General features: G+C 67.2%; 16 protein-coding genes. 7 read left to right on the top strand and 9 right to left on the bottom strand.

What is annotated here, in order from left to right; all coding sequences use genetic code 11:
- Positions 1-23 precede the first annotated feature (23 nt).
- From ACYVOK_RS23310 to ACYVOK_RS23300, 3 genes are all read right to left on the bottom strand, one after another.
- The gene (locus ACYVOK_RS23310) at positions 24-989 is read right to left on the bottom strand and encodes a phage baseplate protein (RefSeq protein WP_460664635.1); all 966 of its coding nucleotides are present in this window, start codon (positions 987-989) and stop codon (positions 24-26) included.
- A 79-nt stretch (positions 990-1,068) separates the two neighbouring features.
- A complete protein-coding gene (locus tag ACYVOK_RS23305; protein ID WP_460664634.1) occupies positions 1,069-1,983 on the bottom strand; it encodes a 1,4-dihydroxy-2-naphthoyl-CoA synthase in 915 nt (304 codons plus the stop codon).
- Between the two features lie 49 nt (positions 1,984-2,032).
- Positions 2,033-3,028, bottom strand: a complete 996-nt coding sequence (locus ACYVOK_RS23300) for a LacI family DNA-binding transcriptional regulator (RefSeq protein WP_460664633.1) — start codon at positions 3,026-3,028, stop codon at positions 2,033-2,035.
- A 163-nt stretch (positions 3,029-3,191) separates the two neighbouring features.
- Here ACYVOK_RS23300 and ACYVOK_RS23295 point away from each other — a divergent pair, with 163 nt between their 5' ends.
- Entirely contained in the window at positions 3,192-5,135 is a 1,944-nt protein-coding gene (locus ACYVOK_RS23295; RefSeq protein WP_460664632.1) for a Xaa-Pro dipeptidyl-peptidase, read from the top strand.
- A 322-nt stretch (positions 5,136-5,457) separates the two neighbouring features.
- Here ACYVOK_RS23295 and ACYVOK_RS23290 read toward each other — a convergent pair whose 3' ends face one another.
- The 3 genes from ACYVOK_RS23290 to ACYVOK_RS23280 form a co-directional block, all read right to left on the bottom strand.
- Positions 5,458-6,234: a phosphotransferase gene (locus tag ACYVOK_RS23290; RefSeq protein ID WP_460664631.1), complete on the bottom strand. Its 777-nt coding sequence runs from the start codon at positions 6,232-6,234 to the stop codon at positions 5,458-5,460.
- Positions 6,235-6,619: 385 nt separating this feature from the next.
- Positions 6,620-6,925 (bottom strand): helix-turn-helix domain-containing protein, encoded by a 306-nt coding sequence (locus ACYVOK_RS23285; RefSeq protein WP_460664788.1) that lies wholly within the window; start codon positions 6,923-6,925, stop codon positions 6,620-6,622.
- Positions 6,922-8,082, bottom strand: a complete 1,161-nt coding sequence (locus ACYVOK_RS23280; RefSeq protein ID WP_460664630.1) for a helix-turn-helix domain-containing protein — start codon at positions 8,080-8,082, stop codon at positions 6,922-6,924. The genes ACYVOK_RS23285 and ACYVOK_RS23280 overlap by 4 nt, the downstream gene beginning before the upstream one ends.
- 98 nt (positions 8,083-8,180) lie before the next feature.
- Here ACYVOK_RS23280 and ACYVOK_RS23275 point away from each other — a divergent pair, with 98 nt between their 5' ends.
- The 6 genes from ACYVOK_RS23275 to ACYVOK_RS23250 all read left to right on the top strand — a co-directional run bounded on the left by ACYVOK_RS23275 (position 8,181) and on the right by ACYVOK_RS23250 (position 13,284).
- On the top strand, positions 8,181-8,531 hold the full coding sequence (locus ACYVOK_RS23275) for a hypothetical protein (protein WP_460664629.1): 351 nt from the start codon (positions 8,181-8,183) through the stop codon (positions 8,529-8,531).
- 92 nt (positions 8,532-8,623) lie between these two features.
- Positions 8,624-8,914, top strand: a complete 291-nt coding sequence (tgmA, locus tag ACYVOK_RS23270; protein ID WP_460664787.1) for a putative ATP-grasp-modified RiPP — start codon at positions 8,624-8,626, stop codon at positions 8,912-8,914.
- An 11-nt stretch (positions 8,915-8,925) separates the two neighbouring features.
- Positions 8,926-9,897 carry an MvdC/MvdD family ATP grasp protein gene (locus ACYVOK_RS23265; RefSeq protein ID WP_460664628.1) on the top strand — a complete coding sequence of 324 codons (972 nt, stop codon included), beginning with the start codon at positions 8,926-8,928 and terminating at the stop codon, positions 9,895-9,897.
- A 17-nt stretch (positions 9,898-9,914) separates the two neighbouring features.
- Positions 9,915-11,006: a methyltransferase domain-containing protein gene (locus ACYVOK_RS23260; protein ID WP_460664627.1), complete on the top strand. Its 1,092-nt coding sequence runs from the start codon at positions 9,915-9,917 to the stop codon at positions 11,004-11,006.
- Between the two features lie 764 nt (positions 11,007-11,770).
- The gene (locus tag ACYVOK_RS23255; RefSeq protein ID WP_130445805.1) at positions 11,771-12,100 is read left to right on the top strand and encodes a PadR family transcriptional regulator; all 330 of its coding nucleotides are present in this window, start codon (positions 11,771-11,773) and stop codon (positions 12,098-12,100) included.
- Positions 12,097-13,284 carry an HAAS signaling domain-containing protein gene (locus ACYVOK_RS23250; RefSeq protein ID WP_460664626.1) on the top strand — a complete coding sequence of 396 codons (1,188 nt, stop codon included), beginning with the start codon at positions 12,097-12,099 and terminating at the stop codon, positions 13,282-13,284. Before ACYVOK_RS23255 ends, ACYVOK_RS23250 begins: the two co-directional genes overlap by 4 nt.
- A gap of 19 nt (positions 13,285-13,303) precedes the next feature.
- Here the strand turns inward: ACYVOK_RS23250 and ACYVOK_RS23245 are convergent, their stop codons facing one another.
- The 3 genes from ACYVOK_RS23245 to ACYVOK_RS23235 are packed head-to-tail and all read right to left on the bottom strand — an operon-like array spanning position 13,304 to position 15,410.
- The gene (locus ACYVOK_RS23245) at positions 13,304-14,020 is read right to left on the bottom strand and encodes a GNAT family N-acetyltransferase (protein WP_460664625.1); all 717 of its coding nucleotides are present in this window, start codon (positions 14,018-14,020) and stop codon (positions 13,304-13,306) included.
- Positions 14,021-14,035: 15 nt separating this feature from the next.
- Positions 14,036-15,022, bottom strand: a complete 987-nt coding sequence (locus ACYVOK_RS23240) for an adenylate/guanylate cyclase domain-containing protein (RefSeq protein WP_460664624.1) — start codon at positions 15,020-15,022, stop codon at positions 14,036-14,038.
- Entirely contained in the window at positions 15,012-15,410 is a 399-nt protein-coding gene (locus tag ACYVOK_RS23235) for a cyclic nucleotide-binding domain-containing protein (protein WP_132149510.1), read from the bottom strand. The genes ACYVOK_RS23240 and ACYVOK_RS23235 overlap by 11 nt, the downstream gene beginning before the upstream one ends.
- Positions 15,411-15,547: the final 137 nt, after the last annotated feature.

Genomic DNA, 15,547 nt, shown 5'->3' with positions numbered 1-15,547 from the left:
CGTTGCGGGAAGCAACAAACGGGTCAGATCAACTTGCTGCGGTAGAAGAGGTCGGCTCGGCGGTCGCCCGCGACGCCGGAGGCGAAACCGAAGTACAGCCGGGCCTTTCCGTCCGGACCGGCGTACACCGCGAGACCCTCGGCCTCCCGGTGGATCAGGTCGGCGCCGTCGAGCACGCGAACCGACTCGACGACCTGGCCGGTGTTGATGTCGTAGCACCACAGCTTCGACGTCGCCAGGTTCGGATCAGGGGCACCGGCGTACGCCTCACCCTCCCAGAGGTAGACGTACGAGCCGTACAGCGCCCAGCCCTGGAAGTCGATGCCGGCGGTCATCGCGGGCTGCTTGAACGACGCGAGCACGTTCGAGAAGTCACCGGCCCGCGCGGCCGCGAGTGAATACACGTTGATGTGCATCCCGTCGGGCAACGAGTAGCGCACCCCGAGCCGCCCGTGCCGCTGGTCGACCGAGGGAGTGAACACGCTGCCCGCCGCGACCGGCTTCCACTTCCGCAACCCCGGCGAGTCCTTGGTCAGCGTCACCCCGTCCTGCCACCGGAAGCGGGCGATCTGCCGGCCGCGCCCGTTCGCGGTGTCCACGTCCGTCTCGGTCCACAGGTACGTCGTACGCCCGGCAGTCTCGGCGCCGATCGACACGGCGTGGCCGAACCCGGTCAGGTACATGTGCCCGAGCACGTCACCGGCGAGGTTCAGCCGGGTCAGCGTGAGATCACCGGTGGCGCCCGGCCGGCCCGACCGCAACTGGCCGGTGAAGAGCCGCTGGTTCTCACTGTCGAACGCGAACGACTGCATCACGGTCACATCGGCCAGCGGCTTGCCGCGGAACAGTTCGCCACCCGGTCCGTCGAGGGCGAAGCGCCGGGTGGCCGGGAGGACGAGGGTGCCGGCGGCGGACGGCGATCCGACGGCACCGGCCGCGAGGATCGCGCCCGCGCCGGCGAGCAGGCTACGGCGGGAGAGGTTGTCCATAGCGCACGACGGTAAGCCGCTTACCGCGAACTGTCACCACTTCGAACAGAAGTTTCTGAGAAGTGATCAGCGATGAGTGTTAGAACGCGTACGGGAACTGCGACCAATCGGCCGGGCGCTTCTCCAGGAACGAGTCACGGCCCTCGGCGGCCTCGTCGGTGCCGTACGCGAGGCGAGTCGCCTCGCCGGCGAAGATCTGCTGGCCGACCAGGCCGTCGTCGATCAGGTTGAACGCGTACTTGAGCATCCGCTGAGCGGTCGGCGACTTGGCGCAGATCTTCTTGCCCCACTCCAGCGCGGTCGCCTCCAGTTCGGCGTGCGGAACGACCTTGTTGACCATGCCCATCCGGTAGGCGTCCTCGGCGCTGTACTCGTCACCGAGGAAGAAGATCTCCCGCGCGAACTTCTGCCCCACCTGACGGGCCAGGTACGCCGATCCGAACCCGCCGTCGAACGACGCCACATCCGCGTCGGTCTGCTTGAACCGGGCGTGCTCGGCGGACGCGAGCGTCAGGTCCGCGACCACGTGCAGGCTGTGCCCGCCACCCGCAGCCCAACCCGGTACGACGCAGATGACGACCTTCGACATGAAGCGGATCAGCCGCTGTACTTCGAGGATGTGCAGCCGGCCTGCCTTCGCCGGGTCGATGGTGTCGGCTGTCGTCCCCTCGGCGTACTTGTAACCGTCCTTGCCCCGGATCCGCTGGTCGCCGCCGGAGCAGAACGCCCAGCCGCCGTCCCGCGGCGACGGCCCGTTGCCGGTGAGCAGGACGCAGCCGACGTCGGTCGACATCCGCGCATGGTCGAGCACCCGGTACAACTCGTCCACGGTGTGCGGCCGGAACGCGTTGCGCACCTCGGGCCGGTTGAACGCGACCCGCACCACCCCGGCGTCGACGGCCCGGTGATAGGTGATGTCGGTCAGGTCGAATCCGTCCACCTGCTTCCAGGCCGACGGGTCGAAGATCTCGGAGACATGCGCGGCATCGGTCACGCTTGTGAGCCTAAATCAGGCCCGCGTTCGTCCGGCGCGAGGCCCGACGTCAGCGCCGCGCGGTGCTCTCCCGCAGGACGACCTCGGCCTTGAACGTCTCGGTCGTCGCCTCGCCACCCTCGATCGCGAGCTCGAGCGCCCGCCGTCCCATCTGCTCGAGCGGCAGCCGAACCGTCGTCAACCCGGGCCACACGTCCCGCAGCGTCGCGATGTCGTCGAACCCGGCAACACCAAGCTCCCGCGGTACGTCGACGCCGCGCGACCGCAGCGCGGACATCGCACCGACCGCCATCACGTCGTTCACCGCGAACACACAGTCCAGGTCGGTCTTGCGATCCAGCAGCGCTTCGGCGGCGGCGTACCCGCCGTCCCGGGTGAACTCGCCGGTCTCCACCGCGACCGGCTCCAGACCGGACTCCGCCAGACCGGCGACGAATCCTTCCCGCCGGTCCCGCGCGGTCGCCAGCGTGTCCGGTCCACCCAGGATGCCGAACTTCCGCCAGCCGAGGCCGGCCAGCGACCGGGCCAGCTCGGCCGCACCGGCCCGGTTGTCCGGCTCGATGGTGTGCGCCGGCATACCGGACTGACTCACCAGCGCCAGGCCGGCGCCGGAGTTGAGGAACGTCTCGATCTCGTTCGCCGTCCGGGCCAGGCTCTCCGGGTCGGTCCGGCGGCTGCCGATCATCACCGCGGCCCGGGCCCGCTGCGCGCGCAGCGAGGAAAGATAGGCGATCTCACGGTCGGCGTCACGGAACGTGCTGGCCATCATCACCAGCAGGTTGCGCTCGTCGGCGGCCCGCATCACACCGTTGGCGATCGCCGCGAAGTACGGGTCCTCGATGTCGTGCACCAGGATGCCGACCACGTTGGTCGACGACTTGGCCAGTGCCTGCGCCTGCGCGTTCGGGGTGTAGCCGAGCTCGTCCGCGGCGGCCTTCACCCGTTCCTGCAGTTCAGGACGGGGAACCCGGTCCCCGCCGTTGAGCACACGAGAAGCGGTCGCGACCGACACACCCGCGCGCTGAGCCACGTCCAGCAATGTCACCGGTGCTCGCAGATTCACTGGCCTACCCTTCCGTACTCTCCCCCTGGGTGGTGGCGGTCACCCTATCGGAACCAGTCCACCATCACGCTCCGTGGCTGGGAAGTGGCTGCCAATCTCGGCGGAATCTGGCTTTAGGCCTCCCGAGTGACTAGCCTTCCCAGCCATGACGACCGTCCGCGCCAGGGTGACCATCCTGGTCTCGTCCACCGTGCTCAGCCTCGGCGCCGTCACCGGCACCGCGTCGGCTGCCCGGTTGCCGGACGACCCGGGCTCGCCGGCCGCTGCGGCGCCGGCTCCGAGCCCCGCGGTACCGCCGTACGTCGACGCTGCCACCAAGAGCACCCAGCCGATCTACGACTACACCGACGCAGTACGGGAGTCCGTGTACGTCGACACCACGATGGATACCGACTCCGACGGCACGAACGACGTGGTCGCGGTCGACATCGTCCGACCCCGCGAGACCGACCTGACCGGGCTGCGCATCCCGGTGATCATGGACGCGTCGCCGTACTACTCCTGCTGCGGACGCGGCAACGAGAGCGAGAAGAAGACGTACGACGAGAACGGTGTCATCCGGAAGATGCCGCTGTTCTACGACAACTACTTCGTCCCGCGCGGGTACGCCGTCGTCGGCGTCGACATCGTCGGCACCGGCCGCTCGACCGGCTGCGGTGACGTCGGCGGCAAGGACGAGATCGACTCCGTCGTCGCCGTGATCGACTGGCTGAACGGCCGCAACACCGCGCACACCGCGGACGGTGAGGACGTCGAGGCGACCTGGGCCAGCGGCGCAGTCGGCATGATCGGCAAGTCGTACGACGGCACGCTCGCGAACGGTGTCGCGGCCACCGGGGTCGACGGCCTGAAGACGATCGTGCCGATCTCGGCGATCTCGTCGTGGTACGACTACACGCGATCCGGCGGGGTGCCGTACTCCGACGACTACATGCCCTGGCTCGGCAATTACGTCGGCCACGACACGCCCGCGTGCGACGCCGTACGGGCCGATCTCGGCGACAACGACGATGACGACACCGGCGACTACACGTCGTTCTGGGCCGAACGCGACTACACCAAGGACGCGTCGAAGGTGAAGGCGTCGGTCTTCATCACCCACGGCCTGGGCGACTACAACGTCCAGACCAACCACTTCTCCCAGTGGTGGACCGCACTCGCGAAGCACAACGTGCCGCGCAAACTGTGGCTCGGCCTCGAGGACCACGTCGACCCGTTCGAGTTCCGCCGCGAAGAATGGGTGGACGAACTGCACCAGTGGTTCGACTACTGGCTGCAGGGCCTGCAGAACGGCGTCATGAAGGAGCCGATGGCCTCGGTCGAAACGGCGCCCGACGTCTGGCGCGACTACAAGACCTGGCCGGCCGTCAACCGGACCGTCCCGGTCCCGCTGTCCGCCGGCAAACTAGGTGCTTTGGGCAAGGGTTCCGTCACGATCACCGACGATCCGGAACTCACCGAGGACGACATCGTCGCCGACCCGTCCGAGGAGATCGCGGGCCGGCAGATGTTCCTGTCCGCACCGCTGCCCGCGCCGATCCGGATCAGCGGCACCCCGACGGTGACGCTGAAGATCAAGGCCGACTCGGTCACCACGCCGGTCACCGCGCGACTCATCGAGTACGGCGACGCGGAACGGTTCTCGGGCATCAGCCGTACCGACTCGAGCACCTGCGAAGGCGAGAGCACGGACTACGACGACGCCTGCTACTACACGGTCGAGAAACTCACCAGCCACAGCGACCACGGCATCGTCAGCCGCGGCTGGATCGACGCCGCCCACAGCAAGTCGCTGAGCAAGCCGGCCCCGCTCACACCCGGCAAGTGGTCGACAGTCACGGTCCCGCTCCGCGCTCAGGACAAGGTCATCCCGAAGGGCCGCATCCTCGGTCTCGCCGTCACCTTGAGCGACACCGAATGGACCACCCCCAACGACACCGGCGCCACCATCGACATCGACCTGTCCGCCAGCAAACTCAACCTCCCCGTCACCTCCGGCAAGATCCCCGCCCCCACCAAGATCCACCCCATCGACGTAGACATCACCACCCCCACCCAACGCCCCAACCTCCACGACCCCACCAACTAACAACCCCACCGACGCCCGCCGCGGCCGCCCCACCCGCGCTACGCGTGCGCCGGCGTCGCGCGCTACGCCGTCGCTCCCAGCCGCGCACTACCGCGCTTCGTCGACCGCCACCATCGTGGCGCCCGGCCGTGTCCTCAAACCACCGCGTGCACTGCTGCCCCACGCGCCAATACGCCCGCTCCTCCGTCTCGTGCTCGCCGCCGAGTCCCGGCGACCTCTTCTGCGCGTGCTATCGCCCGCTTGCCGACAACACCGTGACGTCACGCGTCGGCACGGCCTTGTTGCTCGAGGCAACTGCGCCTTGTCGTCCGTCGGTGCCCAGCTACGCGAAGCTCTGAGCAAGATCGATGGCGAGGCGCTCGAAGCCGGGGAGCATCGAAGGAATCTTGATCGGCCGGTGATGGACCCGCCAATGCAGATTGTCGATGGCGGCCGCTGCCGTGCAGAACGCCAGGACTTCCGGGCCGGCTACGGCTTCACCTGCGCGTTTGATCATCGTCCGGACGTCATGGTTGCCATCGGCACCGAAGTACGTGTCGCGCAGCAGCCTGCCATAGTCGATCGCCCGTGTTCCGCTCCCGCAGGCCTCGACGTCGATGACGGCACTCACACGACCGTTCCGGACAAGGACGTTGTAGAAGTGGAAATCTCCGTGCACGAACTCTCCGCTCGGCAACTCGGTCAGGCCGAGCCGATCAGCCAACTGCGCGTAGCGATCTACGACCGGGCGGAGACCGGGTGCGGCGCGGCGTAAGTCGGCAAGGCAGGCCGCGAAGTGCGAGACGACAAACGACGATACGTCGCGGTCGGGCCGGGGGTCGAAACCGGCATTGAACTCGACCAGCTCAATCAACTGTTTTCCCAGCGTCGTCGCGGGAGCGCCGAGGGGCGCCAGTTCCCCCGGAACCACCTCCTGGACGTGATACGTGTGTCCGCTCTCGATCTGCCCAACGAACAGCCATCGAGGCGTGGGGTAACCGCGTGACCTGAGCTTGTCGACAACAGCCGCGGTCGCATGCAGATCGTTCAGGCTGCCGGCATCGATCTTGAGGAAGGCACGCCCCCGGTCCGGTCCGGTGAGGAACCAGGTCTCGTTCACACCTCCAACTGGTCGCGATCCGAGGCGAAACTGCGTCGACCGACACCGATTGATCTCATCCAGCACACCCTGCGCGAGATTCCCCTCCGTACCACCCTCATCCATAGTGGCGGCACGTTACCTCTCCCCAACCTGATGGCAGCGCAGGACGACTTGGCGCGTCGCCGAGATCCCTAGGCGCTCCGCAGACAACACGAGTCACCCGACCGACCTGCCTGAATCGCAACCAGTCGTCAGTTTTCGGCCAGGCGCTCCAGCGGAGGCCCGCAGTGTTGGCATAGTGCTGCGACCGTCGGGGCGCGACCTCGCCGGCTCCCGGCACGTCGCCAAGCGTGGCGGGGTGCAAATGACCCACGATTCCCCGTCCGGAAGAACGACGAGTCGCTCAGCCGTTCTGAGGCTTCCGGCTTCCCGAGCCGGCCGACCACGCACGCTTCCGGGCCTCGGACCGCTCCCGATGGCGTTCCGCCACATCGAGGCCGACCCGCTGGTACGTGCCGCGACAGCCGGCGAATCTCGGACAACCATGGTGAGATCGAGCGGATGCAAGCGGCGCATCATCTGTTCCAGGCTCAGCACCGCGACGTCCGGCCTCGACCTTCGCCAGCCAGGACCCTGAGACACTCGCGCGCTGGGCTGCCCCTGCCTGGCTCAGTCCGAGCCGCTGCCGCCGATTGGGGGTCTTTTTCAGACTGCTCTGAGGGCCTCGCTGAAGGTTTCGACCATGCCTTCACCCCGGTAGCGGGAGCGTAGTTCTTGGTCGAGTTCGCCGGCGACCATGAGGAGGTGGACTCGGCTTTGGCGGCCCTCCCGCAGCCCGTCCAGGCCGAGTTCCAGTGCATGTTCGAGGTCGCCTTCCCGGGCGGCTACGAAGCCGAGTGTCAATCGGCATTCCGAGATCCGCATCGGGCTCAGTTCGGTGCCGTCGGGCGCAATGTTGTCTCGGATGACCGTTTGCGCATAGGCGCGGGCACGGTCGTTGTCGCCACCGATCCGATGGACGTCCATGCTGTAGTAGTCCCACTTCGCCGGATCGACCTTGAAGTGGTTGTCCGGCCGGTCGGGATACGGGAGGCGCTCGAGCATGGCCCGGCCGGATTCGAGCAGTTCACCAAGGCCGTGTTCGCCGAGGCGAGCCTTGGCTTTCGCCTCCTGGGCGATGAGTTGGACATGGACGCTGGAGAATTTCGCCACCGCCTGACCTCGCTGCGCCGCGTCGATCGCCTGCCGAAAGCGGCCTTGGGTCAGCGCGAACCACGCGGTCATCTCGTGGCCCCACCCGACGATCTCGTGATGCTCCGCCTCGAGACCGAGCTGTACGGCGGCCGTGCGCGTCGCCTCTGCTGCCGAACGCAACCCGAGGTCGTACTCGACGCATCCGGCCAGTAGAGCGAGCCATCCGCCGGCGACCAGCAATTCCTGATGGGCTTTGAGACCGATCGGACGGTGCAGGAGATCGGCGACGTGCTGAAGCCAGCCATGAGCCTCTCGGCGGAGCTCAAGCGCATCCCGCCGGTTGTACTGGCAGCACAACTCCTCGACGGTCGCATGAAGTGTTTCGATCGTCCGCGAGGTGGTGTCACTCGCCTGCATCCGCTGCACAAGCTCGGCTGTCTCCCACGGCGTCATGTCCAGCCGAGCAACAGCCTCCGCCTCAAACGCACCGATCAGTTCCCCCTTCGCACGAAGCGCGCGGTCACATGCACGCACAAGCTCTTCCGTCGGCGCCTTACGACCGTTCTCGACGTTGCTCAGGTGCCCACGGCTGTAATGCGTAGCACGAGCCAAATCCCCCAACGACCACCCGCGATGGTCGCGATACTCACGCATCCGGTCGCCGAACGTCATACAGAGAGTCTCCCTCGTCCTCTGTATTCTTGTCGCCCCTTCCTGCGGAATACAGGCGAACAGTCTGTAACGGCGTGGCGACGCGCCAAGGTTGAGGCATGGACGAGGACGGACTCGAACAGGCAGCAGCGAACGACTTGCCAGTCCTGCATGGGTACTTCCGGGAGCACCTCTTGATGACTCCCGTCGAGAAGGCCGAGATCCGTGCCGGATTCGCGGAGTTCGCCGAGAGGAACCACTATCGCCTCGGAAAGATCTTCATGGAACGCGTGGGGAGCACCCCTAAAGCCTTCAGGGCACTCGTCACAGCCGTCCTTGACGACAAGGCCGCCGCAGTTGCTGTCCCCAGCCTCGCGCACTTCTCGGTGTTAGGGCATCCGATCGCGATTCAGAAACACCTCGAAGCCGCGCTGTGCGCACCGGTGCTCTGCAGCCATGTCGTCACCTGAGCAGGCGGGGCTGCCGTGTCGATCCTGCTATCCGCGTCAGCCCTGCCGACCACTTGAACCGCTATATCCAATGCCTTCTGAAGGAGCATCGTATGTGGAGAGATCAAGATCGATTCCCGGTCAGCAACCTCGACCCCGCTGACACGAAGTCACGCCGGAAACCGCCGATCGCGGTACGACCGTTCGGCTTGCGGTTCGCAGACTATTCACCCGGACGACCGCGATTCATTCGGCCCGAAGTCACGCTCTGCCCGGAACGCCAGATCGGCGTGGTTGACGGTCAGCCGGCCAGTCAGGTGATGCCTGCGGCCGCCACGATGACATCGGTCGAATCCGACGGTAAGGACGTACTCACGGTTGACTGGGCTACGGACGACAAGTAGGGACGCAGCCGGTGAACAAGCCCGCCCGGATCCTGGTCCTCACTCATGACGACGACCCGACCGCTGATGTCGTATTGAGTGTGCTGAACGCTCGCGGAATCCCGTTCGTTCGTTGCGATCCCGGGAACTTCCCAACAGCGATGCAGTTGACAGCCCGGCTCGATGCGGGTGCGGGGTCGTGGGAAGGGTCCATGAGCGGTGCTCCCAGGGAGATCGACCTGAGATCCGTGCGGGCTATCTACTACCGGCGACCCTCGGAATTTCGCGCCCCGGACGAAACGCTGGGCCACGATAGAAGCTTCGTCACGGCTCAGGCACGCCATGGTGTGTCTGGAGTCCTGGCGGGGCTGCCTAGGGCGACGTGGCTGAATCATCCAGGCGCCATGGCTGACGCCCGCGTGAAGCCGTACCAACTCGCCACCGCCGCAAGGTGCGGTTTGCAAGTCCCTGCCACGGTGGTGACGAACGATCCGAATGCTGTCCGCGAGTTTGCGCTAGGCGTCGGTGGACGAATCATCACCAAGTCGCTGGCCACGATGATCACCATCGACGACAACCAGGGGAGCGGCGTCCTGTACACCGCGGAAGTGGCCGCGGAACTGTGGGGCGATCCCGGTATCGCTGTCACCGCCCACCTGTTCCAGGAACTGATCGACGGCGTCGATGTACGAGTGACCGTGGTTGGTGACCGGCTGTTCGCTGCCGAAATCCATCCCAGGACCCCGGACGGGCCGATCGACATCCGGGCTCATCATGAACATGTCACCTATCTGCCGACGAGCGTCCCGCAGCAAGTCAGGGCTGCGACACTCGACCTACTGGAGAACCTTCGGTTGGCGTTCGCCGCGCTGGATTTCCGGGTCGGACCGGACGGCTGGGTGTTCCTCGAGGCCAATCCCAACGGCCAATGGGCATTTGTTCCGCAATTGCGGGACTCGATCGCCGAGGCGATCGCAGACATTTTGGAGATCAGCAGCCGATGAGACAGCCGCCTCAGCAAGTGATCGACCGACAGGCCACGGAGCTCCGCGGGAAGCTGATCGACGCACTGACCGCGGATGGATCGATCAGCGATCCGGCCTGGCAGAAAGCATTCAGGACGGTTCCGAGGCACCTATTCGTCCCACGGTTCTACCAGAGCACCAGCGAGGGATCAGCCCAGATAGACGCCTCTGCAGGCGACCGGTGGCTTGCCACGGTCTATACAGATACGCACCTCGTCACCAGAGATGACGTCTCCTCATCATCCACCTCACCCAGCCTGATGGCGACGATGCTCCAGGCTCTGGATCTCTCCGGGGACGAGGCCGTCCTGGAGGTCGGAACGGGCACCGGCTACAACGCGGCGCTGCTTTCAGAGCGCCTCGGCGATAAGCAAGTCGTCAGCATCGACATCGATCCTCAGCTGATCGATGATGCTCGACGGCACCTCGCGAGTGCCGGTTATCGCCCATTGCTTGCTGCAAGCGACGGTGTCGCCGGGTTCCCTAGCCGAGCGCCGTACGACCGGATCATCGCGACCTGCCGCCTGAACTACGTCCCGCCGGCCTGGATGGCTCAACTTGCTCCCGACGGCGTCATCGTCACTCCGTTAGGCGCCGGCATCGCTCGCCTAGCCAAGCGTCACGGCGACGAAACCGCGCTTGGTATCTTTCTGCCTACTCCCGCCTACTTCATGCCATTGCGGCATCAGCCCGAGCAGGCCGCGGTCACCGGACTGATGGAAGTTGCCACAGCCGCCCTCGGTGCCGCTCGCGAGTCCGAGTACGACATTGGCATCTTTCGCGATAACGACGCCCGTTTCTGGCTGGATCTCACCGAACCCGACGTACGCACGATGCACACCGCAGCCGGCGCCATCGCCTATCATCCCGATGGCTCGTGGGCCCGGTTCACCGACGGCATGGTCTCCCAGGGCGGCCCACGCAACCTGTGGGATGACATCGAAACCACTCATCAGATCTGGCTGCGGGCGGGCAAACCTACGCGACAGCGCTATCGACTGGCCATCAGCAGCCATCACCAGCACGTGCTTCTCGACAATTCCCCCGACCCGGTTCACGAACTCCATCCACCAGAGCCGACGCCATGACGCATGGCAGTGCCCGCGGCGGCACTCCGTGGGCATGCGTGAACGGCTCGTGCGACACGTCCGCCACCACTCTTCACCGCTCTCACCCACACCGCATTTGACCGAAATGCTGCCCGCCTCCTGATAACTCGTTCCGCCACGCTCGGTGCTCCGTGGATGATGAGGCGGGCGTAGATACTTCTCCCGCCCGCCCAAGTGGCTGCCAGCTGCCTTCGCCGGCCTGATCGGCGGAGGCGGGACGGGGTCCTTGTCAGGACCGATGGGGGACCTGGACGGTTCTCCGGCGTCTTCGCCGCGATCGGTGCAACCTCTGTTCGCGCTTGGGTATTGGTGTTCGACCGGCGATGGCAGCCCTCGGCCGCGTCGGTGTTGTATTCGGGCGTTCTACCCAAGACAACTCTTCCGACGCATCGGCTGCCACGACGTGCCCGCGTTGCAGCTTCCGATGAGCTTGTCCACTCAGCCTCGGTGATTGTCTCGGTGCCGCCTAGCCTGTGGGTCCAGGGGTCGGCGGCTCCACGGTGTGGTCGACAAGCGGGCGACAGCACGCGCCCAGGGGCGGGTGGGAGCGACGGCGAGCACGCGACGTAGGAGCGCGCGTAGCAGTCGCGTTGGGGACCACAGCCCCCCGGAACGCGTTCACTTACCCCTCGGCAATGAGAGTGTCTTGTGGAGTACTCCGCAGTGTGTAGTAGTGTGGTCGGTAGAGCACCGGGAGGGTGGTCTGAGGGGTCCGGCCTCCCGGTGCGCCGAGGGAGGTCGGGATGGATACGAGCCAGTTGCTCAAGGGTGTGCTGGATCTGGCGGTGCTCGCTGTGCTGCGGGACGCCGACGGTTACGGGTACGACGTACTGCGGCGACTGCGGGCCGCCGGGCTCGAGGATGTCGCGGACGCGTCGGTGTACGGCACGTTGCGGCGGTTGTTCGCGGCCGGGGCGTTGACGTCGTACGTGCAGCCGAGTGAGGAAGGCCCGCACCGGAAGTACTACGGGCTGAACAAGACCGGCCGGGATCTGCTCGCCCAGTCGACCAAGACCTGGAACCACTTCGCCGACACGATGTCGGTGCTGCTGCTGGAGAAGGAGGCCGCGTGAACAGCACTCTGACCGGAGCGGTCGCGATCTACCTGGCCCAGGTGCGGGCCGAGTTGAGCGATCTGCCGCCGGGTGAGCTGGAGGACGTGCTCGAGGACGTCAGCGGTCACCTCACCGAGGTGGCGGCCGAGTTCGAGGAGGCGCCGACCACCGCGGCCCTGCAGGAGCGTCTAGGCACACCGCGGGAGTACGCCGACGAACTGCGCAACGCGGCCGGATACCCGCCGCGGACGCAGCCGGTCGCGGATCGCGACGCCGGCCGGAAGGCGTTGCGCTGGGGGTTGATCGCGGCGACCGCCGGGCCGTTCCTCGTTGCCATCGGCATCTTCACGTGGTCGAACGAGGAGACCTTGTTCTTCGGCGTACTCGGCCTCGCCGTCCTGTTCGGGGCGGCGTACCTCGGGGTCCGGGCACTGCGCGGCAACGACCCGCGGATCGTGCTCGAGACCCCACGCGGTCAGCGTGGCGCCGAGGCCGTCCGCGGCCTGATCGACCAGATCCCGCCGAACGTCCGCAGCGAGCTGGTCACCATCGGTCAGCCGGTCTGGTGGGTCGCCCGCGGCGCGATCGGCGGAGGAGGCTTCTTCGCGCTGTTCGGTGCGGGCGCGGTCATGGTGGTCGGTGCGCTCGCGGGCGCGGCGGTGTCGATCTGGATCGGCCGCCGGACCCAGCAGGACCCGCGCTGGCTCTGGTACGTCGTACCGCTCAACATCGTCGCCGCGATCGCCGTCCCCGCGTTCCTCGCGGCTGCCTACATGGGCGCGTCGTTCGGGTTCATGAACGACTACCGCGACTACAGCAGCCCGGCGACGTTCACCCAGGACGGTCTCGTCCTGAACGGTGCACCGATCTCGAACATCTACCCGTTCGATGCCCAGGGCAAGCAGGTCAGCGTGCGGCTGTACGACCAGGAGGGCAATCCGATCGCCCTGCCCCGCGAGGACTGCGAGACGAACTACGGCAACGTCGACCGCGGGACGACCAGCAATCTCTTCCCGCACCGGACCGTGACACCGGACGAGTTCGGCAACGTCGACGAGCAGAACTGCAAGGACACCGACAAAGCCCCCTTCGTCCCCCCGCCGGCGCCCGCGACGTCCACGACGCCGACAACAACCCCCACCACCACGCCGGCGAGCACGCCAAGGCCCAGCGTCACCCTGACTGTCCAGCCCACCCGGTGAGCATCCACACACGCTGAAGCTACACGTGCGCTGCGGCGACGCGGCGGTAGGTGTATCCCAGTCGTTGGTAGAGCGAGATGGCGGCAGCGTTCTCGCGGTCGACCATCAGGGCGGCGCGGCCGTGCTGCTTCACGAGTTCCGCTGTGACGAAGCCGCACACCTGCCTGGACAGGCCGTTGCCCCGCGCAACAGGTCGGGTGGCGACACCGGCGAGGAAGCCGACCTCCGGCGCGCTCCACGCATCCGCGGCGACGCTCAACAGTTCCCCGCGGTCCCCGGTCACCGCCGCCCAGCGCCGTACGCCGGAACGCCCGGGCCAGGCGTACGACGACGGCGCCGCTTCACTGAGAAGAGCTTCGACGCCGGCGTCGTCTTCGAGCCAGGCGGCCGTGGTCGTCACCGCCGGTAGCTCGATGGTGTCCATCCAGCCGAAGGCAGCCGAGAACGTCACTGACGGCACGCGCTCGGCGAGTTCGCGGATCAGTTGTTCGTCGCCGAACGGGCGAAAGCTCGTCCCCACCTCGGTGAAAACCTCGGCCGCGAGTCGCGCGACCGAGTCTGCCGGCCCGGCGACCGCCAGACGATCGCGCGTGGAGAGCTCGGGCGCGGCGACGGCCACGGCATCACCGTCGTACCAGGCGCGGACCCCGGGCCGAAGACCCTGCCCGGCCCAGACGATCAGCGGATCGCCCGCACTCGCCGTCACCAACTCGGCCGTCGTCAGGATCTCGCGCACACGGACAATTCTGACTCACTCCGCCCGGTGGAGGGCGTACGGGACCAGGTGGTGGTAACCGCGGACCGAGACGCGACGGAGCCGGCGCAGCCGGTAGTCGGGATGGCCGTCCAACGCTGCCGCCAGCTCACGATCGACCAGGACGCGGCCGGGTTTGCACTCCGAGGTGAGCCGGGACGCGAGGTTGACCACCTCGCCGTACACGTCACCGAGCCGGATCAGGATGTTGCCGTACGCCAGACCGATCCGCAGTTCGGGCAGGTCGTCGACGGCGGCCACCGCGTCCTGCAGAGCCAGGGCGACCGCGGCGGCCTGCGCCGCGGTGTCGGTGACGAACAGCACCTCGTCCCCGATCGACTTGATCACCCGGCCGCCGTTCAGGGCGACCACGTCCGCGGCCGTCCCCTCGAACCGTTCGATCAACTCGCCGAGCTCGGCCTCGCTCAGACGGCGGGTCAGCCGGGTGAAGCTGACGATGTCGGCGAACCCGACGGCCCGGATGCCACGGGACAGCTCCTCGGAGCCGGCCACCGCGCGACCGGCCGCGGCGGCCAGGTGCCGGCGCCAGACGTACGTCTGCAGCCGTTCCATCGCCGGGAGCAGCATCCCGGCCACCTCGATCGCCTCGTCGGCGGACAGTTTCGAGTTGCCGAGGAACTCCAGGAACATCGCGGACTGCCAGGACGCCAGCCGGGACTGGGTCTGGCCGAGTTTGCGGGCCAGCGACGACTCCACCCCGGGGTCGATGAACCCGTCGTCCTCGAGCGCCACGACGAGCCGCAGGGCCTCGACGTCGTCGTCGGTGAAGGCGATCTCGTCGTCCGGCACGGTCGCGAACCCCAGCGCGTGCCACATCCGCTCGGCTCGGGCGATCGAGATGCCGGCCCGCTCCGCCACCTGGATCCGGGTGAACTTCCGCTGCCCGCCGAGCAGCGCCTGCTCGAACTCCCGCTGGAGCCCGGCGAGATCCGCCTCGCCCGGCTCCGGGGGGTCAGGATCCACCGCGGCGCTCGGCGATGGTGGCGTCGATCGCCTCGCGGAAGGCGGGCAGCCGGTTGGTCAGGTCGTCGAACTTCTCCCGGGTGAAGTGCAGCAGCTGCAGCCGCGACTTCGCCGTCACCGTTGCCGTCCGCAACGTGTTCTTCCGGACCGCCACCTCGCCGGCGATGTCACCCGGGCCGAGCTCGGCGATCTCCTCGCCCTTCACCCGGACCGCCGCCGTACCGCTCAGGATCAGGTACGCCGCGTCCGGCGGGGTCTGCTCCAGGATCAGCGACCAGCCGGCCGGCACGGAGACCTCCTCGCCGGCCCGGAAGATGTCCCTGATGTCCCGTCCGGACAGATCCGCGAACAGCGGCAGGTCCCGCGGGGATGTCCTACCCAAAGCCACGTCGATCCTCCGAGCCCGCCGGGCCACCCCGGCGATCAGCCGATGTTTCCAGTGAGTAACTCTAACGGACGGCCACGCCCAGCCGTCACGCCCTGGTGCCGCGACCCGGGGGCCGGTGGAGCCGCACCCGGCGGAAG

Source organism: Kribbella swartbergensis, from assembly GCF_054784135.1.
This window is presented reverse-complemented; position numbering and strand designations above follow the sequence as displayed.

What these genes read in the sequence shown, in the direction of transcription:
- ACYVOK_RS23310 (WP_460664635.1), bottom strand. Translation starts at nt 989, where the DNA reads ATGGACAACCTCTCCCGCCGTAGCCTGCTCGCCGGCGCGGGCGCGATC.
- ACYVOK_RS23295 (WP_460664632.1), top strand. Translation starts at nt 3,192, where the DNA reads ATGACGACCGTCCGCGCCAGGGTGACCATCCTGGTCTCGTCCACCGTG.
- ACYVOK_RS23280 (WP_460664630.1), bottom strand. Translation starts at nt 8,082, where the DNA reads ATGACGTTCGGCGACCGGATGCGTGAGTATCGCGACCATCGCGGGTGG.
- ACYVOK_RS23275 (WP_460664629.1), top strand. Translation starts at nt 8,181, where the DNA reads ATGGACGAGGACGGACTCGAACAGGCAGCAGCGAACGACTTGCCAGTC.
- tgmA (WP_460664787.1), top strand. Translation starts at nt 8,624, where the DNA reads ATGTGGAGAGATCAAGATCGATTCCCGGTCAGCAACCTCGACCCCGCT.
- ACYVOK_RS23255 (WP_130445805.1), top strand. Translation starts at nt 11,771, where the DNA reads ATGGATACGAGCCAGTTGCTCAAGGGTGTGCTGGATCTGGCGGTGCTC.